This window comes from Streptomyces aurantiacus (genome assembly GCF_001418335.1).
Taxonomy (GTDB): Bacteria; Actinomycetota; Actinomycetes; order Streptomycetales; family Streptomycetaceae; genus Streptomyces; species Streptomyces aurantiacus.
The window spans coordinates 1-23,108 of record NZ_LIPP01000210.1; the positions used below are offsets into that span (position 1 = coordinate 1).

20 protein-coding genes and 1 tRNA gene are annotated in these 23,108 nt (G+C 69.1%); 12 read left to right on the plus strand and 9 right to left on the minus strand.

Going from position 1 to position 23,108, the window contains the following annotated elements:
- The 4 genes from nhaA to AOK01_RS45365 form a co-directional block, all read left to right on the plus strand.
- Nucleotides 1–1,411, plus strand: a 1,411-nt coding sequence (gene nhaA / locus AOK01_RS25860) for a Na+/H+ antiporter NhaA (protein ID WP_055515720.1), incomplete at its 5' end; no start/stop codon positions are given.
- Between the two features lie 128 nt (nt 1,412–1,539).
- Nucleotides 1,540–2,028, plus strand: coding sequence for a phage holin family protein (locus tag AOK01_RS25865; RefSeq protein ID WP_055515722.1), 489 nt, complete (start codon nt 1,540–1,542; stop codon nt 2,026–2,028).
- Nucleotides 2,025–3,014, plus strand: a complete 990-nt coding sequence (locus tag AOK01_RS25870) for an alpha/beta fold hydrolase (protein WP_055515724.1) — start codon at nt 2,025–2,027, stop codon at nt 3,012–3,014. Before AOK01_RS25865 ends, AOK01_RS25870 begins: the two co-directional genes overlap by 4 nt.
- Before the next feature lie 166 nt (nt 3,015–3,180).
- Nucleotides 3,181–3,360 (plus strand): hypothetical protein, encoded by a 180-nt coding sequence (locus tag AOK01_RS45365; protein WP_079103741.1) that lies wholly within the window; start codon nt 3,181–3,183, stop codon nt 3,358–3,360.
- Between the two features lie 70 nt (nt 3,361–3,430).
- Here AOK01_RS45365 and AOK01_RS25875 read toward each other — a convergent pair whose 3' ends face one another.
- From AOK01_RS25875 to nth, 3 genes are all read right to left on the minus strand, one after another.
- Nucleotides 3,431–4,630: a MarP family serine protease gene (locus AOK01_RS25875; protein WP_055515726.1), complete on the minus strand. Its 1,200-nt coding sequence runs from the start codon at nt 4,628–4,630 to the stop codon at nt 3,431–3,433.
- 138 nt (nt 4,631–4,768) lie between these two features.
- A complete protein-coding gene (locus tag AOK01_RS25880) occupies nt 4,769–5,584 on the minus strand; it encodes an NUDIX hydrolase (RefSeq protein ID WP_079103742.1) in 816 nt (271 codons plus the stop codon).
- 52 nt (nt 5,585–5,636) lie between these two features.
- Nucleotides 5,637–6,914 carry an endonuclease III gene (nth, locus tag AOK01_RS25885; protein ID WP_382033290.1) on the minus strand — a complete coding sequence of 426 codons (1,278 nt, stop codon included), beginning with the start codon at nt 6,912–6,914 and terminating at the stop codon, nt 5,637–5,639.
- Between the two features lie 347 nt (nt 6,915–7,261).
- On the opposite strand from nth, the gene AOK01_RS25890 reads away from it, so the two are divergent.
- Entirely contained in the window at nt 7,262–7,936 is a 675-nt protein-coding gene (locus tag AOK01_RS25890; protein WP_055515728.1) for a Crp/Fnr family transcriptional regulator, read from the plus strand.
- 130 nt (nt 7,937–8,066) lie between these two features.
- Here the strand turns inward: AOK01_RS25890 and AOK01_RS25895 are convergent, their stop codons facing one another.
- The 4 genes from AOK01_RS25895 to sp36 form a co-directional block, all read right to left on the minus strand.
- The gene (locus AOK01_RS25895) at nt 8,067–8,906 is read right to left on the minus strand and encodes an MBL fold metallo-hydrolase (protein ID WP_055515730.1); all 840 of its coding nucleotides are present in this window, start codon (nt 8,904–8,906) and stop codon (nt 8,067–8,069) included.
- Complete coding sequence (locus tag AOK01_RS25900) at nt 8,903–9,772, minus strand: NUDIX hydrolase (RefSeq protein WP_055515731.1); 870 nt, start codon at nt 9,770–9,772, stop codon at nt 8,903–8,905. The genes AOK01_RS25895 and AOK01_RS25900 overlap by 4 nt, the downstream gene beginning before the upstream one ends.
- A gap of 128 nt (nt 9,773–9,900) precedes the next feature.
- On the minus strand, nt 9,901–10,368 hold the full coding sequence (locus tag AOK01_RS25905) for a RidA family protein (RefSeq protein WP_055515733.1): 468 nt from the start codon (nt 10,366–10,368) through the stop codon (nt 9,901–9,903).
- Nucleotides 10,365–10,526, minus strand: coding sequence for a Sp36 family protein (sp36, locus tag AOK01_RS42915; RefSeq protein ID WP_107099910.1), 162 nt, complete (start codon nt 10,524–10,526; stop codon nt 10,365–10,367). The genes AOK01_RS25905 and sp36 overlap by 4 nt, the downstream gene beginning before the upstream one ends.
- Nucleotides 10,527–10,722: 196 nt before the next feature.
- On the opposite strand from sp36, the gene bagA reads away from it, so the two are divergent.
- Together bagA and bagB are read left to right on the plus strand one after the other, a co-directional pair.
- Nucleotides 10,723–11,700 (plus strand): ATPase BagA, encoded by a 978-nt coding sequence (gene bagA / locus AOK01_RS25910; protein ID WP_055515735.1) that lies wholly within the window; start codon nt 10,723–10,725, stop codon nt 11,698–11,700.
- Nucleotides 11,697–13,292: an ATPase BagB gene (gene bagB / locus AOK01_RS25915; protein WP_079103744.1), complete on the plus strand. Its 1,596-nt coding sequence runs from the start codon at nt 11,697–11,699 to the stop codon at nt 13,290–13,292. The genes bagA and bagB overlap by 4 nt, the downstream gene beginning before the upstream one ends.
- A gap of 137 nt (nt 13,293–13,429) precedes the next feature.
- On the opposite strand, the gene wblA is transcribed toward bagB, so the two are convergent.
- Complete coding sequence (gene wblA, locus AOK01_RS25920; RefSeq protein ID WP_055515737.1) at nt 13,430–13,768, minus strand: transcriptional regulator WblA; 339 nt, start codon at nt 13,766–13,768, stop codon at nt 13,430–13,432.
- A 408-nt stretch (nt 13,769–14,176) separates the two neighbouring features.
- On the opposite strand from wblA, the gene AOK01_RS25925 reads away from it, so the two are divergent.
- A complete protein-coding gene (locus tag AOK01_RS25925; protein ID WP_055515740.1) occupies nt 14,177–16,492 on the plus strand; it encodes a transglycosylase domain-containing protein in 2,316 nt (771 codons plus the stop codon).
- Nucleotides 16,493–16,656: 164 nt separating this feature from the next.
- On the opposite strand, the gene AOK01_RS25930 is transcribed toward AOK01_RS25925, so the two are convergent.
- Nucleotides 16,657–17,121, minus strand: coding sequence for a GatB/YqeY domain-containing protein (locus tag AOK01_RS25930; RefSeq protein ID WP_055515772.1), 465 nt, complete (start codon nt 17,119–17,121; stop codon nt 16,657–16,659).
- Between the two features lie 135 nt (nt 17,122–17,256).
- On the opposite strand from AOK01_RS25930, the gene AOK01_RS25935 reads away from it, so the two are divergent.
- From AOK01_RS25935 to AOK01_RS25950, 4 genes are all read left to right on the plus strand, one after another.
- On the plus strand, nt 17,257–18,192 hold the full coding sequence (locus tag AOK01_RS25935; protein WP_055515742.1) for a metallophosphoesterase: 936 nt from the start codon (nt 17,257–17,259) through the stop codon (nt 18,190–18,192).
- A gap of 99 nt (nt 18,193–18,291) precedes the next feature.
- On the plus strand, nt 18,292–19,110 hold the full coding sequence (locus AOK01_RS25940; protein WP_107099911.1) for a Pr6Pr family membrane protein: 819 nt from the start codon (nt 18,292–18,294) through the stop codon (nt 19,108–19,110).
- Nucleotides 19,111–19,161: 51 nt separating this feature from the next.
- Nucleotides 19,162–19,235 (plus strand) — tRNA-Pro (locus tag AOK01_RS25945).
- Between the two features lie 512 nt (nt 19,236–19,747).
- Nucleotides 19,748–23,068, plus strand: a complete 3,321-nt coding sequence (locus tag AOK01_RS25950; protein ID WP_055515744.1) for a type ISP restriction/modification enzyme — start codon at nt 19,748–19,750, stop codon at nt 23,066–23,068.
- The last annotated feature ends 40 nt before the right edge of the window (nt 23,069–23,108 follow it).

Consider the following 23,108-nt stretch of genomic DNA (forward strand, 5'->3'; position numbering starts at 1 on the left):
CCCCTCCCCCTCTCCCCCCGGCAGCCCGGACCGCAAAGTCCTCGGGCGGCTTTCGCTGCCCGAGCGGAACTTCGTCGCGGACGCGCTGCGCACCGAGACGGTCGGCGGCGTCCTCCTGCTCGTCGCCGCCGTCACCGCACTGATCTGGGCGAACAGCCCCGTCCGGGAGAGTTACGAGTCCGTCCGGGACTTCCATGTCGGGCCCGCCGCACTCGGCCTGGACCTCTCCGTCGAGCACTGGGCCGCCGACGGACTCCTCGCGATCTTCTTCTTCGTCGCCGGCATCGAACTCAAGCGCGAACTGGTCGCCGGTGATCTCAAGGACCCCCGGGCCGCCGCACTCCCCGTCGTCGCCGCGCTCTGCGGAATGGCCGTACCCGCGCTCGTCTACACCCTGGTCGGCGTCATCGGGGACGGCTCGCTCGCCGGCTGGGCCGTACCCACCGCGACCGACATCGCCTTCGCCCTCGCCGTCCTGGCCGTCATCGGCACCTCGCTGCCGAGCGCCCTGCGCGCCTTCCTGCTCACGCTCGCCGTCGTCGACGACCTCTTCGCGATCCTGATCATCGCGGTCTTCTTCACCGACGACCTGGACTTCGCCGCGCTCGGCGGCGCAGTCGTCGGCCTCGCCGTCTTCTGGCTGCTGCTCAGAAAGGGCGTACGCGGCTGGTACGTGTATGTTCCGCTCGCCCTGGTCGTCTGGGGCCTGATGTACAACAGCGGCATCCACGCCACCGTCGCCGGCGTCGCGATGGGCCTGATGCTGCGCTGCACCACCCGCGAGGACGAAGGCGAGGAGCACTCCCCCGGCGAACGCGTCGAACACCTCGTGCACCCTCTGTCGGCGGGCCTCGCCGTGCCGCTGTTCGCGCTGTTCAGCGCCGGGGTCGGGGTGTCGGGCGGCGCGCTCGGCGATGTGTTCACCCGGCCGGAGACCCTCGGGGTCGTGCTCGGTCTCGTCGTCGGCAAGGCGGTCGGGATCTTCGGCGGTACGTGGCTGGCGGCCCGCTTCACCAGGGCGTCGCTCTCCGACGACCTGGCCTGGCCGGACGTCTTCGCGGTGGCCTCCCTCGCGGGTATCGGCTTCACCGTGTCGCTGCTCATCGGCGAACTCGCCTTCGTGGGCGACCCGGCGCTCACCGACGAGGTCAAGGCCGCCGTCCTGACGGGTTCCCTGATCGCGACCGTCCTGGCGAGCGTGCTGCTGAAGGTACGGAACGCCAAGTACCGCAGGCTGTGGGAGGACGAGGAGCGCGACGAGGACCTGTCCGGCGTCCCCGACGTGTACGAGCAGGAGGACCCGGGCTACCACCTGCGCATGGCCGAGATCTACGAGCGGAAGGCCGCCGAACACCGGAGGCTTGCCGAAGTGACGGGCGGGGCAGGCGTGAAGGACGACGGTCCGGCATGATCTGACACACACGGTCCGAAAAGACGCACGGTCCGACAGGACAGCACAGTCGGACAAGACAACTCCGAGTCCGACAAGACAACACGGTCCGACAAGACAACTCCGAAAAGACAACAGGGAGAACCGCGATGAGCGCACCCGACGGCAGCCCGGTCGGCGCCGAACGCAGTATCGGCCAGCTGTTCGCCTCGGCGACGACCGAGATGTCCGCGCTGGTGCACGACGAGATCGCACTGGCGAAGGCGCAGCTCAAGCGGGACGTCAAGCGCGGGGCGGTCGGCGGCGGCGCGTTCAGCGCGGCCGGCGCGGTACTGATCTTCTCCCTGCCGATGCTGAGTTTCGCCCTGGCCTACGGCATCCGCACCTGGAGCGACTGGAATCTGGCCGTCTGCTTCCTGCTGTCGTTCGCCGCGAACGTGCTGGTCGCCGCGGGCCTCGCGCTGATCGGCGTGGTCTTCGCGAAGAAGGCCAAGAAGGGCAAGGGCCCGCAGAAGACGGCGGCCTCGGTCAAGGAATCGGCGGCCGTACTGCAGAACGTGAAGCCGCATCCCCGTCAGGTGACCGCCGGGGACCGGGTCGGCGACGGAGTCGAGGCTGTGGCACGCTCGTCCTCATGACGGGCTCCTCCATCCCTGCGGGGCAATCACCTTCGGGCCCTGCGGGGCAATCACCTCCGGCGCAACCCACCTCGGTCGTACGGCTCGACGTGCCCGGCGCGAAAGCGGTGATTCACCGGGATGTCGCCGCGAACGGGGCACGTTTCCACATCGCCGAGATGGGCGACGGGCCACTGGTCCTGCTGCTGCACGGCTTCCCGCAGTTCTGGTGGACCTGGCGGCACCAGCTGGTGGCGCTCTCCGACGCGGGTTTCCGCGCGGTCGCGATGGACCTGCGCGGCGTCGGCGGCAGCGACCGCACCCCGCGCGGCTACGACCCCGCGAACCTCGCGCTCGACATCACCGGGGTCGTACGGTCCCTCGGTGAGCCCGACGCCGCACTGGTCGGCCACGACCTCGGCGGCTATCTGGCGTGGACGGCCGCCGTGATGCGCCCCAAGCTGGTGCGCCGGCTCGCGGTCTCCTCGATGCCGCACCCTCGGCGCTGGCGTTCGGCGATGCTCTCCGACATGAAGCAGACCGCGGCCGGTTCGTACATCTGGGGTTTTCAGCGACCCTGGATCCCGGAGCGCCAGCTGATCGCCGACGAGGGGGCCCTGGTGGGCCGGCTCGTACGGGACTGGTCGGGGCCGCGGCTGCCGGAGGACGACGTCGTGGAGGCGTACCAGCGGGCGATGCTCATCCCCTCGACCGCGCACTGCGCCCTTGAGCCCTACCGGTGGATGGTCCGCTCGATGGCCCGCCCCGACGGCATCCAGTTCAACCGGCGCATGAAGCGGCCGGTGCGGGTGCCGACGCTGCATCTGCACGGATCGCTCGACCCGGTGATACGCACGCGGAGCGCGGCGGGGTCCGGGGAGTACGTCGAAGCGCCGTACCGCTGGCGGCTGTTCGACGGGCTCGGGCACTTTCCGCACGAGGAGGACCCGGTGGCGTTCTCCACCGAGTTGGTGAACTGGCTGAAGGACCCCGAGCCGGACCGCTGAGACCCGTCGCACCGCAGGTCGGACGGCCGGCTGCGGGAGCCCTCGCACCGTGCGCCACACCGGTCCCAGGAACGCCTGTTCTACCGACGCCAATTGCCTCGCGCATAGGCCAATTGGGGGGTGTGGGGGCGGTTATCGACCTTGGGGCAGGGGCAGACGTCGGTGTATGGGCTGGACGCACGACTACAGTGACGCAGCACGCAACCGCCGCTCGATCGGCGGGCTGAGCTCCCGTCAGAGGGGCGCCCCGCAGTTGCAGGGCACGGATCCCCGGCTGGGAATTCCGCACATTCTGAGGCGCCGGGCCCGCTGGGTCTCGGCCCGCCTGCGTCATCCCCGCGGCTGAGCGACGCAGGGACCTGGGACCTGAAACCTGGGCCGACAGGACTCGCCTGGGACAGGTCCCAGGACAGGCCCTAGAGCGCGCAGCTGTCGCTTTCCACCTGCTGGTTGGCGGTGCGGCCCTTCAGGATGTCTTCCTGGATCTCGTCCACCGTGAGCGCGTAACCGGTCTCGGGGTCGTCGAGGGACTTCGCGAACACCACTCCGTACACCCTGCCGTCCGGGGTGAGCAGCGGGCCGCCGGAGTTGCCCTGGCGCACGATCGCGCGGAGCGAGTACACATTCCGCTTCACGGTGCCCCGGTGGTAGATGTCCGGGCCGTTGGCGGTGATGGGGCCGCGCACCCGCGCCGCGTTGATCGTGTACGAGCCGTTCTCCGGGAAGCCCGCGACGATCGCGCCGTCGTCCCTGACCGCCTTCTGCGCGGCGAACTGCAGGACGGGCGCCCGCAGGTCGGGTACGTCGAGTACGGCGATGTCGCGCTCCCAGTCGTAGAGCACGACCTTCGCGGCGTACCGCCTGCCCTCGCCGCCTATCTGGACGTACGGCTCGTCGACGCCGCCCACCACATGGGCGTTGGTCATCACGCGGCGCTGTCCGAAGACGAAGCCGGTGCCTTCGAGGACCTTGCCGCAGCTCTGCGCGGTGCCGGTGATCTTGACGATGGAGCGCTGGGCGCGGACGGCGACCGGGCTCGTCGCGAGAGCCGGGTCGGGGGGATCCACGTCGTCGATCTGCTCGTCCGAGAAGGGGCTGAAGACCTGCGGGAAGCCGTTCTGCGCGAGGACCGTGGAGAAGCCCGCGAACCACGTGTCGGCCTGGGCGGGCAGGGCCCGTGCCACCCCGAGCAGCACCTTGGAGCCCCGGACCTCCTTGCCGAGCGTCGGCAGCGTCGTACCGGCCAGGGCCGCGCCGATCAGCCAGGCGACGAGGAGCATCGCCACGACGTTGACCAGGGCGCCGCCCGTGGCGTCCACGGCGCGGGCCGGGGACCAGGTGATGTACCGGCGCAGCTTGTTGCCGAGATGGGTGGTGAGGGCCTGGCCGACCGAGGCACAGACGATCACCACGACCACGGCGATGACGGCGGCGGTCGTGCCCACCTCCGCGTCGTCCGTCACCGCGCCCCAGACGACGGGCAGGACGTAGACGGCGACGAGGCCACCGCCCAGGAAACCGATCACCGACAGGATGCCGACGACGAAGCCCTGGCGGTAGCCCACGATCGCAAACCACACGGCGGCGACCAGCAACAGGATGTCCAGCACGTTCACTGCTTCGAGCCTCGCCTCATCACTTTGCGGTAGCCACGTCCTGGCCGGGAGGCCGGCCCGCCGCACGGCGGCAGGGGGATACCGGGCATCAGGGGGACACCGGGCATCCCGGGAGGACACAGCACGGACGCCACCCTGTCATGCGCGCCAGTCGAGCGGGACCTGCTTGTCCTGGTCCCAGGGCCGCTCCCAGTCGGCGTAGTGCAACAGGCGGTCGATGATTCCGGCCGTGAAGCCCCAGACCAATGCGGATTCGACCAGAAATGCCGGACCTCGGTGGCCTCTGGGGTGCACCGCGGTCGCTCGGTTGGCCGGGTCCGTGAGATCCGCCACGGGGACGGTGAAGACCCTGGCGGTCTCGTTCGGATCGACCGCGTCGACCGGTGTCGGCTCGCGCCACCAGCCGAGGACCGGGGTGACCACGAAGCCGCTCACCGGGATGTAGAGCTTCGGGAGCACGCCGAAGAGCTGCACGCCTCGGGGGTCGAGCCCGGTCTCCTCCTCGGCCTCGCGCAGAGCGGCGCGCAGCGGCCCGTCGGCCGTCGGGTCGCCGTCCTCGGGGTCCAGGGCGCCGCCGGGGAAGGCCGGCTGTCCGGCGTGCGACCTGAGCGAGCCGGCGCGCTCCATGAGCAGCAGCTCGGGGCCGCGCTCGCCCTCGCCGAACAGGATCAGCACGGCCGACTGGCGTCCCGCGCCGTCCTCCGGCGGCAGGAACCGGCTCAACTGCCGCGGCTGGACCGTCTCGACGGCGCGCACCACCGGGTCCAGCCAGCCGGGCAGCCCGGCCTTGCTCACGACAAGCTCGCCGACCCGCGCAGGGTGCGTGGCACCGGCCTGCGTACCTTGCGTACCTTGCGGATCGCCGTCCTGCGGATCGCCGTCGTGCGGATCGCCGTCCTGCGTCCGGTGCGTGTCGCCGATCCGTGTGCCGTGCGTATGGCTCGCGCGCGTCATCGCCACCCCCGTTCTGCTGCTCTCAACGCCCGCGATGCCGCAGATCGTTCCGTCATCCCGTGCCCTGCGCGGGTGAACCCGGCGCGGGTGGACCGGCCGCAGGTGACCCGGCTCCGGTCGCTGCGGCTCCCGTCGCTCCCGTCGCTCCGAGCGGCGGGGCGGGGATGCCGCCCGCGTCCAGGTAGGCCTGCGGAGGGTTGAGGCGCTGGCCCGGGAAGCCGCCCTTCTCGTACTTCAGGAGCTTCGTCGCCTTCTCCGGGTCCGTCTCGCCCTCCCCGTACGCCGGGCAGAGCGGGGCGATGGGGCAGGCGCCGCAGGCGGGTTTGCGGGCGTGGCAGATACGGCGGCCGTGGAAGATCACGTGGTGCGACAGCATCGTCCAGTCGCTCTTCGGGAAGAGCGCGCCGACGGCCGCCTCGATCTTCTCGGGCTCCTTCTCGTCGGTCCACTTCCACCGTCGTACGAGGCGCTGGAAGTGGGTGTCCACGGTGATGCCCGGGCGGCCGAAGGCGTTCCCGAGGACGACGAAGGCGGTCTTGCGGCCGACACCGGGCAGTTTGACGAGGTCTTCGAGACGGCCAGGGACCTCGCCGCCGAAGTCGTCCCGCAGGGCCTTGGAGAGGCCCATCACCGACTTGGTCTTGGCCCGGAAGAACCCGGTGGGCCGGAGGATCTCCTCGACCTCCTCAGGGTTCGCCGCCGCCAGGTCCTCGGGCGTGGGGTACTTCGCGAAGAGCGCCGGTGTCGTCTGGTTGACCCTCAGGTCGGTCGTCTGCGCCGACAGGACGGTGGCGACCACCAGCTGGAAGGGGTTCTCGAAGTCCAGCTCCGGGTGGGCGTACGGATACACCTCGGCGAGCCCGCGGTTGATGCGCCGGGCCCGCCGGACGAGAGCCGTGTGCGACTCGTTCCGGGGAGGCTGGGCGGGGGCGACTCGGGCGGCGGTCGCTTCGGAAGGCACGGCTTGCTGCGCGGACACTGATTTCTTCGCCGCCGGAACGGCCTTCTTCGTGGACACGGCTTGCTTCGCGGACGCGGATTTCTTCGCTGGGACGGCCTTCTCCGCGGGCACGGCTCTCCCGGCGGACGCGGGCTTCACCGCCGACGCGGACCTCTTGGCCGACGCGGCCCCCTTGGCAGGTGCGGCCTTCTCGACCGGCGAGGCCTTCTTGACGGCGGCCTTCACCGGCACGCTCTTTCTCGCACCCGCCTTGGCGGTCCTCTTCGCGGCGGCGGCCTTCTTGGCGACCGCAGCCTTCTTCGCGGCCGCGGCCATCTCCGAGGCGGCGACCCCGACTGCCTTCCCGGCAGCGCCCGCCGAGCTCCTCACCGGCCCCGAGCCTGCCGCTTTTGTCGTTTTCTTCGCTCCGCCGGGACCCTGTTCGCCCACAGCGGAATCGCGACCTTCTTCCACGCGCCCAGCCCCCTTGGCCTGTGCTCTCACCGGCGATTTGGACACCCGGCCAGCCTAAAGCCCACCACCGACATCTACTCCGGCCACCATAGATCGGCCCCCAATTGGCCCCCTGCCGCACTGCCGGACACGCCGGTGCGGCAGACTTGTGACTGATCACACTGTTTGGACCGTCCAGCAAAATGGGGAACACGGTCCCCTGGTACACCGGTGGTACACCGGGGAATCAAGATCCCCTGAGCAGGTCGACAAGGAGAGAACTCGTGGACGACGTTCTGCGGCGCGCCCCGCTCTTCGCGGCGCTCGATGACGAGCAGGCCGCGGAGCTCCGCGCCTCCATGAGTGAGGTGACCCTCGCACGCGGTGACGCGCTCTTTCACGAAGGCGACCCCGGAGACCGCCTGTACGTGGTCACCGAGGGCAAGGTGAAGCTCCATCGCACCTCACCCGACGGCCGCGAGAACATGCTGGCGGTCCTCGGCCCCGGCGAGCTCATCGGCGAGCTGTCGCTGTTCGACCCGGGCCCGCGGACGGCGACCGCCTCCGCGCTGACCGAGGTGAAGCTGCTCGGCCTCGGCCACGGCGACCTCCAGCCCTGGCTGAACGTGCGGCCCGAGGTGGCCGCCGCCCTGCTGCGCGCCGTCGCCCGGCGGCTGCGCAAGACCAACGACCAGATGTCCGACCTGGTCTTCTCCGACGTGCCGGGCCGGGTGGCCCGCGCGCTCCTGGACCTCTCGCGCCGCTTCGGCGTGCAGTCCGAGGAGGGCATCCACGTCGTGCACGACCTGACCCAGGAGGAGCTGGCCCAGCTCGTCGGCGCCTCCCGCGAGACGGTCAACAAGGCGCTCGCCGACTTCGCGGGCCGCGGGTGGCTCCGTCTGGAGGCCCGCGCGGTGATCCTGCTGGACGTGGAGCGCCTCGCGAAGCGCTCGCGGTAGCCGGAGCGCACCGGCCGGCTCCGTACGGCACGCCTTCCGCCCGTACGGCACGCCTTCTTACTGAAGGTTCTTGTTTTCTTGCTGAGGGGCCCTGCCACGGCGGGGCCCCTCAGTACGTGTGAACAGGAGCTCAGTCCCGGCCGATGATCCCGTGCTCGCGCAGGTAGTCCAGCTGGGCCCGTACCGACAGCTCCGCCGCCGGCCACAGGGAGCGGTCGACGTCCGCGTAGACGTGTGCGACGACCTCGGACGGCGCCCCGTGGCCGTCCTCGACGGCCGTCTCGACCTGGGCGAGGCGGTGGGCGCGGTGGGCGAGGTAGAACTCGACGACTCCCTGGGCGTCCTCCAGGACCGGCCCGTGGCCCGGCAGGACCGTGTGCACGCCGTCGTCGACCGTCAGGGACCTGAGCCGCCGCAGGGAGTCCAGGTAGTCGCCCAGACGCCCGTCGGGGTGGGCCACCACCGTGGTGCCCCGGCCCAGGATCGTGTCGCCGGTCAGCACGGCCCGGTCGGCGGGCAGGTGGAAGCAGAGCGAGTCGGCGGTGTGGCCGGGCGTCGGTACGACACGCAGTTCCAGGCCGCCCGTCGTGATCACGTCCCCGGCGGCCAGGCCCTCGTCGCCGAGCCGCAGCGCCGGGTCGAGCGCCCGCACCTTCGTGCCCGTCAGCTCCGCGAACCGCGCGGCGCCCTCGGCGTGGTCCGGGTGCCCGTGCGTCAGCAGGGTCAGCGCGATCCGCCTGCCGGCCTTCTCCACGGTGTCGACGACGTTCCGCAGGTGTACGTCGTCCAGGGGCCCCGGATCGATCACCACCGCCAGTTCGGAGTCGGGCTCGGCCACGATCCAGGTGTTCGTGCCGTCCAGGGTCATCGCGGACGCGTTCGGGGCGAGGACGTTGACGGCGCGCGGGGTGGCGGGGCCGGAGAGCACCCCGCCGCGTGGCTGGCCGGGGAGTGCTGCGGCGTCGGTCATGCGGAGGCTCCACCGGTCGGGATGTGTTTGGTGAACTCGTCGTGGCCCGGCCAGCTGAGCACCAGCTCACCGTCCACCAGTTTGGCCCCCGCCAGGACGGGTGTCATGTCCCGCTCGGGCGCCGCCGCGAGGGCCTCGGCGGCGGTCGCGTACGCGCCGATCTGGCGCAGGGTGGCGACGGTGGGCGGCATCATCAGGAGGTCGCCCCTGGCGTAGCCGTCCATCGCGTCCGCGGGGCGGATCCAGACGGTGCGGTCGGCCTCCGTGGAGGCGTTGCGGGTGCGCTGGCCCGCCGGGAGGGCTGCCACGAAGAACCAGGTGTCGTAGCGGCGCGGCTCGAACTCGGGAGTGATCCAGCGCGTCCAGGCACCGAGGAGGTCGGAGCGCAGGACAAGCCCCCGGCGGTCGAGGAACTCGGCGAAGGAGAGGTCACGGGCGACCAGGGCCGCGCGGTCGGCCTCCCAGTCGTCCCCGGTGGTGTCGCCGACCACGGTGTCCGGGGCCGGGCCCGCGAGCAGGACGCCGGCCTCCTCGTACGTCTCGCGGACCGCCGCGCAGACGATCGCCTGGGCGGCGGTCTCGTCGACGCCGAGCCGGGACGCCCACCACGCGCGCGTGGGGCCCGCCCAGCGGACGTGCCGGTCGTCGTCCCTCGGGTCGACACCGCCGCCGGGATACGCGTACGCGCCTCCGGCGAAGGCCATGGAGGCGCGTCTGCGCAGCATGTGCACGACGGGGGCGGAGTCGGTGTCCTTGAGCAGGACGACCGTGGCCGCCCGCTTGGGGGCGACCGGTGTGAGCGTGCCGTCCGCGAGTGCGCGGATCCTCTCGGGCCACTCCGGGGGGTACCACTGCCCATTCGCCATGGGCGGAGGCTATCCCGGAGTGAGCTGATGTTCGAGAGGCAACAATCGGTCTCCCGGAGGGCCCCGCCTGCGTGGCCGGAAGGCCTCGCCTGCGCGTCGGCTCCCCGCAGAGGCAGCCGAAGGCGTGCCTACGCCTCCGTCAGCTCCACCTGGATCTCGACCTCCACGGGGGCGTCGAGCGGCAGCACCGCCACGCCGACCGCGCTGCGCGCGTGCACGCCCTTGTCGCCGAGGACCTCGGCCAGAAGCTCGCTCGCGCCGTTCACGACGGCGGGCTGGCCGGTGAAGTCGGCGGCCGAGGCGACGAAGCCGACGACCTTCACCACGCGCGCGATGCGGTCGAGGTCACCCACGACCGACTTGACCGCCGCGAGGGCGTTCAGCGCGCAGGTGCGGGCCAGCTCCTTGGCCTCCTCCTGGGTGACCTCCGCGCCCACCTTGCCGGTGACCGGAAGCTTGCCCTCCACCATCGGGAGCTGGCCGGACGTGTACACGTACACGCCCGTCCGCACTGCGGGCTGGTACGCGGCCAGCGGCGGCACGACGCCCGGCAGGGTCAGCCCCAGTTCGGCCAGCCTCGCCTCCACGGCGCTCACGCGGCCTTCTCCCGCTTCAGGTAGGCGACGAGCTGCTCGGGGTTGTTCGGCCCGGGCACGACCTGGACGAGCTCCCAGCCGTCCTCGCCCCAGGTGTCCAGAATCTGCTTCGTGGCGTGGACGAGCAGAGGCACAGTCGAGTATTCCCACTTGGTCATGGGGGCGACCCTATCCGTTGGCGTGGCCCGCTCTCCGCCCACCCGCACGGCCGGCTGACGGTCCGGTCGGCCGATGACTGGCCGAGGTGCTCCCTGGGCACGCGTATCCGGAGCAGGGCCGACGGTTTCGGGGTCGAGGACCTCGCAACCGACCCACGGCCACCGCGGCACACAGTGAGGAATTAGGCTCGAAGACGTGAGCAGGCTTCAGGTCGTCAGCGGCAAGGGCGGTACCGGAAAGACCACGGTCGCCGCAGCACTCGCGCTCGCCCTCGCGACCGAGGGCAAGCGCACCCTTCTGGTCGAGGTCGAGGGCAGACAGGGCATCGCGCAGGTCTTCGAGACGGAGTCGCTGCCCTATGAGGAGCGGAAGATCGCCGTCGCTCCCGGCGGCGGGGAGGTGTACGCCCTCGCCATAGATCCCGAGCTGGCCCTTCTGGACTACCTCCAGATGTTCTACAAACTCGGCGGCGCCGGCCGCGCCCTGAAGAAACTGGGCGCCATCGACTTCGCGACCACCATCGCGCCCGGTCTCAGGGACGTGCTCCTCACGGGGAAGGCCTGTGAGGCCGTACGCCGCAAGGACAAGCGCGGGCGTTACGCGTACGACTACGTCGTGATGGACGCCCCGCCGACCGGGCGGATCACCCGCTTCCTCAATGTGAACGACGAGGTGGCAGGGCTCGCCAAGATCGGTCCGATACACAACCAGGCGCAGGCCGTCATGCGGGTGCTCAAGTCGCCCGAGACGGCCGTGCACCTGGTGACGCTCCTTGAGGAGATGCCCGTCCAGGAGACCGCCGACGGCATCGCGGAACTGCGAGCCGCGCGGCTGCCGGTGGGGCGGACCATCGTGAACATGGTGCGGCCCGCGATCCTCGACGAGACCGACCTGGAGCTGGCGCGCGCGGCACCGCGTGCGGCCGTCGCCAAGTCGCTGTCGGCCGCCGGCCTGGGCGGCGCGCGTCGCGGCGGGGTCGCCGAGCGGCTGGTGGAGCCGCTGCTGAACCAGGCGTCCGAGTACGCCGAGCGGTACGCGCTGGAGCGCGAGCAGCGGGCGGTCCTCCAGGGCCTGGACCTGCCCCTGCACGAACTCCCGCTGCTCGCCGAGGGAATGGACCTCGCGGGCCTGTACGAACTCGCCAAGGAACTGCGTCAACAAGGGATCTCATGAGCCAGGACCCGGCCCACGCACACGACCCGGCCAGCGCGCACGACCCGGTCGGCGCAGACGCCCCGGTCGGTGCAGACGCCCCAGTCGGTGCAGACGCCCCGGCGGGTACGCACGATCCGGCCCGTTCATCCGAACCCGCCCACGCGTCCGACCCCGCCCGCACCATCGATTCCGCTTCCGCCGCCGCGCTGGGTGTCGACGCGCTGATCGACGACCCCGGGACCCGCATCGTGGTCTGCTGCGGTTCGGGCGGTGTCGGCAAGACCACCACCGCGGCGGCGCTGGGGCTGCGGGCCGCCGAGCGCGGCCGCAAGGTGGTCGTCCTCACCATCGACCCGGCGCGCAGGCTCGCCCAGTCGATGGGCATCGACGCGCTCGACAACACCCCGCGCCGCGTGAAGGGCGTCGACGACTCCGCGAACGGCGACCTGCACGCGATGATGCTCGACATGAAGCGCACCTTCGACGAGATCGTCGAGGCGCACGCGGACCGCGAACGGGCGGCCACGATCCTGAACAACCCCTTCTACCAGTCGCTCTCCGCGGGCTTCGCGGGCACGCAGGAGTACATGGCGATGGAGAAGCTGGGGCAGCTGCGGGCCCGCGACGAGTGGGACCTCATCGTCGTCGACACGCCGCCCTCGCGCTCGGCTCTCGACTTCCTGGACGCCCCGAAGCGGCTCGGGTCGTTCCTGGACGGCAAGCTGATCCGGCTGCTGACCGCGCCGGCGAAGCTGGGCGGACGGGCCGGGATGAAGTTCCTGAACGTCGGGATGTCGCTGATGACCGGCACCCTCGGCAAGCTGCTGGGCGGGCAGCTCCTCAAGGACGTCCAGACGTTCGTGGCCGCCATGGACACCACCTTCGGCGGCTTCCGTACCCGCGCGGACGCCACGTACAAGCTGCTCCAGGCGCCCGGTACGGCGTTCCTGGTCGTCGCGGCCCCGGAGCGGGACGCGCTGCGCGAGGCGGCGTACTTCGTGGAGCGGCTGGCCGCCGAGGAGATGCCCCTCGCCGGTCTCGTGCTGAATCGGGTCCACGGCAGCGGCGCCACCCGGCTGTCCGCCGAGCGCGCGCTCGCCGCCGCGGAAAATCTTGATGAGGCCCGCATTGTGGATCAGGTGGGCGGGAAAGCTGGACTTCGTAACTCTCCCGACACGTACGGCAGTTCAGAACCACCCGCTACCCGGACCACCGCTCCCACCGAGGCCACCGTTCCCGAGGCTCCCGCATCCGACGCAGGCTCCCCCGCCGCGGACCGGACCAGTGCCGACGGAGCCGGGACTGACGACCCCACGGACGATCACACGGACGACGGCATCGATGACGGCACCGGCGACGGCACCAGTCACCGCACCGACCACCGCACTGCCGAACTCACTGCCGAACGCACTGTCGAACAACTCACCGCGGGCCTGCTGAGGTTGCACGCCGAACGTATGCAACTGCTCGCCCGCGAACAGCGCACCCGTGACCGCTTCGCCGCGCTCCACCCCGAGGTGGCGGTGGCCGAAGTGGCCGCGCTGCCCGGCGACGTGCACGACCTCGCCGGCCTGCGGGACATCGGAAACCGGCTCGCGGCCGACGCCTAGTCCGCTTCGTCATTCACGTGAGGCGGCCTGCGCCGCGGTCGCGCACACTGCCGTACGCACCGCTGCGGCCGTCACTCCTACCTCCGAACGACCCTTTGTGGCCTTCTACCGCGGCCTCTTGTCGCATACGGGGCCACTCAGCCCACCGCCGCGTAGTTCTCGTACACCTCTTCCTCGTCGAGAGGCAGGATTCCCGCCCCTCGCTCGTACTCGGTACGCGCGGTTTCGAGCAGTCTGCGCCAAGAGGTGACGGTCGGTCGCCTGCGCAGCAACGCGCGACGCTCCCGCTCCGTCATTCCTCCCCACACGCCGAACTCGACGCGGTTGTCCAGCGCGTCGGCCAGGCACTCCGTGCGCACCGGACATCCGGTGCACACCGCCTTGGCTCTGTTCTGCGCTGCTCCTTGCACGAACAGTTCATCCGGATCGGTAGTGCGGCAGGCCGCCTGCGCACTCCAGTCGGTTACCCAGCCCATACCGGCGCCGTCCTCTCCCGAATCGAGGCTCCCCCACGGCGGCAGCGGCATATTCACCGCCGCCAGTTGAGGACGTTACGGAAGGTGGGCACAGTCAACCAGCCCCTTCGGGCCCAATCTTGAATGGCCCGAATGGACTATGGGTACGCGACAGATCACCCAACGGAGTGACCCGACGACATACGTGACCTTCCCGGCAAACCGGGGCAGTTGAGTGGCGTCACAACGGACACCAGGTGACGCATATGGCGGATTCGGGCACATGCTCAACAAAAAAGTCGAGTATCGGTCGAGACGATTCGGGGTCGCCGGACGTATTGATACGTGGCCCTACTGCTGTGACAGTTGAGAGCAGCTTAGGCCAACGCCTATACGCGTGTCCGGCGAATGAGAACGTAGGCTGCCCCTATGCCAAAAAAGCGCTCGGGCGGTGGTCTGTCTCCCACGCAGCAGGCCGCCAAGTTCCTCGGTGTCAGTGTGCTCGCGGGGGCCGTCATGGCCGGAATCGCCGTGCCGGCGTTCGGTGCGCTCGGTCTCGCGGCCAAGGGTTCGGTCGAGGGGTTCGACGAGATCCCGGCCAATCTGAAGCGGCCACCGCTGAGCCAGCGCACCACGATCCTGGACAACCAGGGCGGCCAGATCGCCACGGTCTACTCACGGGACCGCACGGTGGTCGACCTCAAGGACATCTCGCCGTACATACAGAAGGCGATCGTCGCGATCGAGGACGCGCGGTTCTACGAACACGGCGCGGTCGACCTCAAGGGCGTCCTGCGGGCCCTCAACAAGAACGCGCAGAGCGGCGGCGTCTCGGAGGGCGCCTCGACGCTCACGCAGCAGTACGTGAAGAACGTCTTCGTGGAGGAGGCCGGCAACGACCAGACCAAGGTCGCCCAGGCCACCCAGCAGACTCTCGGCCGGAAGATCCGCGAGCTGAAGTTCGCGATCCAGGTCGAGGAGGAGCTCGGCAAGAAGAAGATCCTTGAGAACTATCTGAACATCACGTTCTTCGGGCAACAGGCCTACGGCGTGGAGGCGGCGTCCCAGCGCTACTTCTCCAAGCCCGCCAAGGACCTGGAGCTGCAGGAGGCCGCGCTCCTCGCCGGCATCGTCCAGTCACCGAGCCGGTACGACCCGGTCAACGACGAGGCCGAGGCCACGAAGCGGCGCAACACGGTGCTGCAGCGCATGGCCGAGGTGCACGACATCTCGCGGGCGGAGGCCACCGCGGCCAAGAAGAAGCCGCTCGGCCTGAAGGTCAGCAAGCCGAACAACGGCTGCATCACGGCCGTCAAGGACGCCAGCTTCTTCTGCGACTACGTACGTGAGGAGTTCCTGACCAACCCGGTCTTCGGCAAGACCCAGAAGGCCCGGGCCAAAGTCTGGGACCAGGGCGGCCTGACGATCCGTACGACGCTCGACCCGCAGGCGCAGAAATCGGTCCAGACCTCGCTCAAGGACCACGTCAACCAGTCGGACAAGGTCGCGGCGGCGTCGACGCTCGTCGAGCCGGGCTCCGGCAAGATCTTGGCGATGGGCCAGTCGAAGCCGTACGGCTACGGGAAGAACGAGACCGAGATCAACTACTCGGTCGAGTCCAAGATGGGCGGTTCGAACTTCGGTTTCCCGACCGGTTCGACGTTCAAGCCGTTCCTGGCCGCGGCCGCCCTGGAGCAGGGCAAGCCCCCCACGCAGGTCTACCCCGCGCCGTACGAGATGCCGTATCCCGACAGCGTCCAGGCCTGCAACGGCAAGACCTGGCGCAACAGCGAGAACGCGACGGTCGAGAACGAGGACGAGTCGGAGTCCGGCCCGTACCCGTTGAAGAAGGCCATGGAGCTGTCGGTCAACACGTACTTCGTGCAGATGCTCCAGGACACCGGCATGTGCCCGGTGGTGGAGATGACCAACAAGCTGGGCGTCGTGCAGGGCAACGGCACGAAACTGCCCCAGGTCCCTTCGACGCTCACCCTCGGTTCCACCGGCATCGCGCCGCTGACCATGGCGAGCGCGTACGCCGCCTTCGCCAACCGGGGTACGTACTGCACGCCGGTCGCGATCTCGTCGATCAGCCAGCAGCTCGGCGGCGAGAAGAAGTCCCTGCGGGTTCCGAAGTCGGAGTGCTCGCAGGCGATGTCGGAGAAGACCGCGGACACGATCAACACGCTGCTCAGCGGTGTGGTCGACTCCGGTACGGGTCAGGAGGCCGGCCTCACCGACCGCGCCAACGCCGGTAAGACCGGTACGACGGACTTCCGCAAGAACGCCTGGTTCGTCGGCTACACGCCGAACCTGTCCGGCGCGGTCTGGGTCGGCAGCGCGACCCAGAAGGTCAAGATGGTCAACATCACGATCGGCGGGACGTGGCACGAGAAGGTCTTCGGCGGCGCGGTGCCGGGGCCGATCTGGAAGGACGCCATGACCGGCGCCCTGTCCGGCAAGGAGTCGCCGAGTTTCAACCTCGTCAACATCCCCAACGGTGACAAGGACAAGAACAAGGACCGGGACAAGGACCGCGACGACGACGGTGACAACGGCGACAACAACGACGGGAACGGGAACAACGGCGGACTCATCGGCGGGAACGGCAACAACGACGGCGGCAACGGCCAGCCCGACTCCCCGAACCCGACCTTCTCGATCCCGGACGACTGGACTATCGGCGGCAACGGCAACAGCAGCGGGAACAACAACGGGGGCGGCGATGGCGGCACCTTCCCGTAGCGCGGGATCAGCCGGCTGAAGGCTGAAGCCGCGGAGGGCGCCCCTGATGACTGGGGGCGCCCTCTGCTTGCTCGTAGGTCTCTTGTACGCCGGCTCGTGCACCGACTTCGTACGCAGATTTCGTACACGGACTTCGTACGCAGACTCGTGCGCCGCGGTGGGGCTCAGCCGGCGAGCAGCTTCTTGACCAGCGCGGCGACGCGCCCGCCCTCGGCCAGGCCGGCCACCTTCGGGTTCACGATCTTCATGACCTGGCCCATGGCGCGGGGACCCTCCGCGCCGGCCGCCTTCGCCTCTTCGACCGCCTGCGCGACGATCTGCTGGAGCTCGTCGTCGGAAAGCTGCTTGGGCAGGTACTCGGCGAGGATCTCGCCCTCCGCCTTCTCCCGTTCGGCCGACTCGGCGCGACCGCCCTGCGCGAAGGCGTCGGCCGCCTCACGGCGCTTCTTCGCCTCCTTGGCGATCACCTTCTGCACCTCGTCGTCGGAGAGCTCGCGCTTCTGCGTACCGGCGACCTCCTCCTTCTGGATCGCGGCGATGGTCAGCCGGAGCGTCGAGGAGCGGAGCTCGTCACGCCCCTTGATCGCGACGTTGAGGTCTTCCTGCAGCTTCGACTTGAGCGTGGTCATGGGGTGATTGTCGCAGGTGTGGTGCGACGGGCGCCCAATGATTTCGGGCGGGGTGTCCGTCCGCGGGTGTTCGGCCAGGAGTCCCATCGGACTCCCGTGGAGTTGAGAGTCATCGGGGTCTGACACGATGGACGTATGCGCGCGCGATACGGAGTACCCCTGGGAATCGCGGCGGTTGGCGCCGCCGGTCTGCTCTACTCGGCGGGGTTCGAAGCCCGCTCGTTCCGGCTGCGCCGGGTGACGGTCCCGGTGCTGCCACCCGGAATGCGACCGCTGCGCGTGCTCCAGGTCTCCGACATCCACATGGTCAGCGGCCAGCGCAAGAAGCAGCGCTGGCTGCGCTCGCTGGCCGGACTGCGTCCCGACTTCGTCATCAACACCGGGGACAACCTCTCCGACCCCGAGGGCGTACCGGAGGTCATGGACGCCCTCGGGCCCCTGATGGAGTTCCCCGGCGCGTACGTCTTCGGCTCGAACGACTACTACGGGCCCACGCTCCGCAACCCCGCCCGCTACCTGTTCGAGAAGTCGCGGGGCCGGCACGGCCTCAACGGCAACGCGCCCGCCGTGGACGTGGTCCACAACCCGTGGGAGTCGTTGCGCGACGGGTTCGACTCGGCGGGCTGGCTGAACCTGACGAACGTCCGGGGCTCGTTGAAGATCGACGGCTTCGAGATCGAGCTGACCGGGCTCGACGACCCGCACGTCAAGCGCGACCGGTACGCGCGCGTGGCCGGCGGCCCGTCCGCCTCGGCCGACCTCTCGATGGGCATCGTGCACGCGCCGTACCTGCGCGCGCTGGACCCCTTCACCGCGGACGGCTACCCGCTGATCCTGGCGGGCCACACGCACGGCGGCCAGCTGTGCATCCCCTTCTACGGGGCCCTGGTCACCAACTGCGACCTGGACACGGACCGGGTGAAGGGCCTGTCCACGCACACGGAGGCGGAGTCGGGGCGGACGGCGTACCTGCACGTGTCGGCGGGCTGCGGCACGAGCAGGTACACGCCGGTGCGCTTCGCGTGCCCGCCGGAGGCGACACTGCTGACGCTCACGGCGGCCGCCGCTTAGCACCGCCGCAACGTCAGGACAGCAGGACAGCAGGACACTCATCCCTCGTCCGGTTCAACCCACCTCGCCCCTTTTGTGATGTCTCTTTAGCGTGAGGGCATGAGCGCCCCCATACCTGCGGACATCCCGGACATACCCAAGATCCCCGGTATAGCCGCCAGCGCCGCCGCTGCCGCCGTCCCGATCGTTCCCGCGTACGCGGTGATCCCCCGCGTACGCCGCCCGAGGGTCGCCGCCTTCCGCCTCCTCGTCGCAGGGGCGGCAGCCGCGGGCGTGGCACTCGATCTGCTCCTGGGCAGCCCGGCACGCGTCCTGAGCTACTTCACGATCCAGAGCAGCATCCTGGTGGCCGTGGTGTTCACCTTCTCGGCCGGTCGCGCCTGGACGGCCCGGCATCCGCTGAGGCCGTCCGTCATGGCGTGCACGCTGCTGTACTCGGTCGGCACGGGCCTGGTCTACCACCTGCTCCTGGCCGACAACCCGAGCACCTTCTCCATGACGGCCGACATGGCAGACGGCGCCGGGACGCTCACCGGCTGGCACGCGGTCACGAACCAACTGCTGCACACGGCGATCCCCGTCGCGGTGGCGCTGGACTGGCTCCTGCTGACCCGCCCAGGCCCACTGCGCCTGCACAGCGCGGCCGCCTGGATGATCCTGCCGGTCGCGTATCTGGCCCTCACCGTGGCCCGGGGCATCTTCCTGGCGCCGGCCACGCCGCCCCGCTACCCGTACCCCTTCCTCGACGTGTCCCAGCACGGCTTCGTCGAAGTCCTGGGCAACGCCACGATCCTCGCCCTCGCCTGCTACGCCCTGGCGGTCCTGCTCGTCGCCCTGGACCACGTCAGGCCTGGCCCACGCCGCCCACGACCCCCGGAAAACCGGATTTCGTCTCCGGCCACCGGTGGGCTAAAGTAAACGATGTCGCCACGGCACACACCACGAGAGTGGCCTGCCGGGCAGCGACATCGGGGTGTAGCGCAGCTTGGCAGCGCGCTTCGTTCGGGACGAAGAGGTCGTGGGTTCAAATCCCGCCACCCCGACATAGAAACACCAGGTCAGGGGCCTGATCCGCATAGCGGGTCGGGCCCTTGAGTGGTTTCTGGAGATCGCTTGGGAGAAATCTGGGAGAAGATCTTGGTCCGGGTCTCCCAACGAGCAGCAGCCACACCCACCTGACCACCACATCCCCACACCCCTCTCATGTGCGCGTTCGTGAACTGGGCGCCATGCGCTAGAGAGTCGTGCTTCTGATTCGTCTCGGCAATCCGGCTGAACACCAGACGACCTCCCTGGACAACCGCCCGCCGCCTCGCGACGGTCTTGACCGGGCGCATCCAACGCCTCAGTTCCAGTCCGGCATCGGCGCATATTGTGCGGATACGCGCCTCCATGCGCCCTCGCATGCACCCTGCTTGCGCCCCGCGCTCCCCTCCTACGGTCATGGAACAGCGAGGGCCGGAATGAAGTCCGACCCCGACGGGAGCAAGGTGCGGCAGATAGCCGCACCGACCTGACGTCGGCCGGATCTGCCCGCCTTGGGGGATGGGGCGGTATGAGTGCCCGACGCAGGATCCATGACAGCTTCGAACAGGCAGTCCAGGCCGCTGTGTCCGCGTTTGGAGCGGAGGTCACGCCGAAGCTGAGAGGCAGCGGGTGGCAGGAGGACCAGCTCCGGGGACCGCTGGAGAACATGATCCGGTCTGTATGCCGTGGCCTCGGTCTGGACGTCACCCTCATCGGCGAGGTACCGCTCGTCGACATGGGAGCCCGCCCTGACTATGCGGTTGAGGTCGGCGGCGCTCTCATCGGTTACATCGAGCTCAAGAAGCCGGGCACCCAGGCCGACCCGTCCGTCTACACAGGCCGCAACGCCGGGCAGTGGGCGAAACTACGGCTGCTCAACAACGTACTGCTCTGTGACGGCAACGAGTTTTCTGTCCACCAGCAGGGCCAACAGGTTGGAGAAGTGGCCTACCTGCGCGGCTCGGTCCTCACCTCCGGCGCCCGGCTTGCTCCCGCCGACGGGGCGCTTGCGCGGGTGTTGTACGACTTCCTGACCTGGGAGCCGCAGACGCCCCGCACCACGAGCCAGCTCATCCGAGCAGTCGCAGGACTGTGCCAACTGCTGTCGGAAGAGGTCGGTGAGGCGATCGCGCAGGAAAAGAGCCGACGCCGTCTGCCAGCCTTTACAAAGCTGGCCAAGGACTGGCGCCACTTGCTGTTCCCGGAGGCGACCGACGCCGAATTCATCGAACAGTACGGTCAAGCCGTCGTGTTCGCGCTTCTGCTCGCTCGGGTGGAGGAGATCACCTTCGAGGGCGAGACCATGCACAGTATCGCCGCAAAGCTGGGCAAGAAGCACTCGCTTATGGGCCAGGCGCTGGATGTCCTCGCCGGAGACTCGGTCGCGGGACTCTCCACCACGCTCAACACACTGCTCCGTGTCATCGGGGCGGTCAGATGGGACGTGCTGGACGACGGAACAGGCGATGCCTACTTCCTGCTCTACGAACACTTCCTTCAGATTTACGACCCTGAGCTGCGGATACGTACAGGCTCGTACTACACACCACATGGCGTCGTCTCGGCCATGGCCCGGCTGGTCGAGGACGTCCTGAGGCGGGAGGGCTTCCATATTCCTTCCGGCTTCGCCTCCCCTGATGTGGTCCTTGTCGATCCGGCCATGGGCACCGGCACCTTCCTGCTGTCGGCACTGGAGCTCGCTGCCGAGACCATCGCTGAAGAAGAGGGACCAGGCGCGGTGGGCCCCCGCCTGCGAGAGATGGTGGGGCGTCGACTGGTCGGTTTCGAGATGCAGGTCGGCCCGTTCGCCGTCGCAGAACTGCGCATGCACGCCATGCTCAAGAAGTACGGGTCCGCGGCCCCCGCCCAGGGACTCAGGCTGTTGGTGGCCGATGCCCTGGACAGCCCGACAGCTGAGTTCAACTGGATCCCCCACACCTACCGAGCACTCGCAGAATCCCGCCGCCAGGCCAACCAGGTAAAGAGAGACGAGCGTGTCATGGTCGTCATGGGCAACCCGCCCCACGACGCCGTGAAACGAGGTGCGGGCAAGTGGGTGGAGCGAGGGGAACCCGAGGCGGACATCCCTGCCCCGCTGGGGGCCTTCCGGCAACCCGGTAACGGCAGGTACGAGTCGAAGATCGCCAACCTCTACGTCTACTTCTGGCGTTGGGCTACCTGGAAGGTCTTCGACGCACACGACGACGTACCTTTCGGCGTGGTCGCGCTGATCACGCCTAAGGCATGGCTCAAAGGGCGGGCGTTCGACGGAATGCGGCGCTATCTGCGTGAAACGGCCGACGAGGGCTGGATCATCGACCTGTCGCCGGAGGGCCACCGAGCTGATGTCGCGACCCGCATATTCCCCGAGGTCGCGCAGGAGCTGTGCATCGCGATCTTCGTACGATGGCGGAACAGCCCCAGGCCGCGGACAGAGCAGCAGACCGCAAAGGTAAGGCACCTCAAGGTCGCCGGGCGCCGCGACGAGAAGATCGAACGTCTGGCGGCCCTCAGGCTCGACGACTCCGAATGGCGCGGGTGCGCCACAGGCAAGACGGACCCTTTCCTGCCGCCCGGCAGCGACCTGTGGGAGTCGTGCCCGCAGCTGAGAGATCTGATGCCGTGGTCGTCACGTGGCGTCACGCCTGGGCGGATGTGGGTCTATGCACCGGATGAGGAGACGCTTCAGAGGCGATGGCAGCGCTTGCTCGCTGCGGATACCGAGCGACGCGCCGAGATGCTCGGACACTCTGGTGAGCGAACGCCTGCGGACAATGTTCCGCCCTTGCCAGGGGTCGCATCTCACGAACGGATACCACTCGCGGCCGAACACAGGACAAGCCCTCAAACGGTACGCATCGGATTCCGATCATTCGACCGGCAATATGTACTGCCGGACAGCCGATTGATGGAGCGAGGCAGGGCGGACCTTTGGCGAGTCCGCAGCGACCGCCAGATCTACACCATCGAGCAGAACGCCCACCCGGTGGTCAACGGGCCAGCGCTAGTCTTCAGCGCCCTCATTCCCGACATGGACTATTTCAACAACCGCAGCGGTTGCGCCCGTCCTCTCTACCGCAACGCCGCCGGCACGCTGCCCAACGTCACGCCCGGTCTACTCCCCCTGCTCGCCAGGCGGTTCGGAGTACCGGTCGTCGCTGAAGACCTCCTGGCCTACATTGCCGCACTCGCGTCCCATCCGGAGTACACGGCCCGATTCCAGGAAGACCTCGAAGTTCCTGGCCCGCGCATACCCCTCACCGCTGACCTCTGTCTGTGGGAGCAGGCGGTTGCCATCGGCCAGCGGGTCCTGTGGCTGCACACCTACGGCGAGCGGTATGCCGACGAGACAGCCGGGAGGCCGTACGGCAGGGTATTGCTGCCACGCGACCGCCCCCGATGCGTCGCGGAGATTCCGGACGATACGGAAGCCATGCCGGAGAAGTTGGCGTACGACCCCGTGACACAGGACCTGTGGGTCGGCAGTGGACGGATCAGTCCGGTGCCTCTCGCGGTCCGGGAGTACGAAGTGTCCGGGATGAACGTTCTCGACAAGTGGTTCGGCTACCGCCGAAGGAACCCCGCCGGCAAGCGACGCCTCGAACTGGACCATGAGTTCGCTCGGCGCTGGCTTCCCTCATGGACCACGGAACTGCTGGAGCTGCTGAACGTCCTCGGCCTGCTCGTGCAGGGGGAGCCGGCACAGGCCGACCTCTTCAATGAGGTGTGCGCGGGCCAACTGATCACGGTGGCAGATCTGACCACGGCGGGCGTCCTTCCCGTGCCCACAGAGGCGACCAAGGCGCTGAAGGCGACATCGGACGCGGGCGACGCACTATTCGACCTGTGAGCAAAACAGCAGCCCGTTTCTACTGTCGGGCCCGTCGCTC

Coding starts and splice junctions, on each gene's coding strand:
- AOK01_RS25930 (WP_055515772.1), bottom strand. CDS start 17,121: ATGACCACGCTCAAGTCGAAGCTGCAGGAAGACCTCAACGTCGCGATC.
- AOK01_RS25895 (WP_055515730.1), bottom strand. CDS start 8,906: ATGACCGACGCCGCAGCACTCCCCGGCCAGCCACGCGGCGGGGTGCTC.
- AOK01_RS25950 (WP_055515744.1), top strand. CDS start 19,748: ATGAGTGCCCGACGCAGGATCCATGACAGCTTCGAACAGGCAGTCCAG.
- AOK01_RS25870 (WP_055515724.1), top strand. CDS start 2,025: ATGACGGGCTCCTCCATCCCTGCGGGGCAATCACCTTCGGGCCCTGCG.
- AOK01_RS25900 (WP_055515731.1), bottom strand. CDS start 9,772: ATGGCGAATGGGCAGTGGTACCCCCCGGAGTGGCCCGAGAGGATCCGC.
- AOK01_RS25865 (WP_055515722.1), top strand. CDS start 1,540: ATGAGCGCACCCGACGGCAGCCCGGTCGGCGCCGAACGCAGTATCGGC.
- wblA (WP_055515737.1), bottom strand. CDS start 13,768: ATGGGCTGGGTAACCGACTGGAGTGCGCAGGCGGCCTGCCGCACTACC.
- AOK01_RS25935 (WP_055515742.1), top strand. CDS start 17,257: ATGCGCGCGCGATACGGAGTACCCCTGGGAATCGCGGCGGTTGGCGCC.
- AOK01_RS45365 (WP_079103741.1), top strand. CDS start 3,181: ATGGGCTGGACGCACGACTACAGTGACGCAGCACGCAACCGCCGCTCG.
- AOK01_RS25880 (WP_079103742.1), bottom strand. CDS start 5,584: ATGACGCGCGCGAGCCATACGCACGGCACACGGATCGGCGACACGCAC.
- AOK01_RS25925 (WP_055515740.1), top strand. CDS start 14,177: ATGCCAAAAAAGCGCTCGGGCGGTGGTCTGTCTCCCACGCAGCAGGCC.
- bagB (WP_079103744.1), top strand. CDS start 11,697: ATGAGCCAGGACCCGGCCCACGCACACGACCCGGCCAGCGCGCACGAC.
- sp36 (WP_107099910.1), bottom strand. CDS start 10,526: ATGACCAAGTGGGAATACTCGACTGTGCCTCTGCTCGTCCACGCCACG.
- AOK01_RS25940 (WP_107099911.1), top strand. CDS start 18,292: ATGAGCGCCCCCATACCTGCGGACATCCCGGACATACCCAAGATCCCC.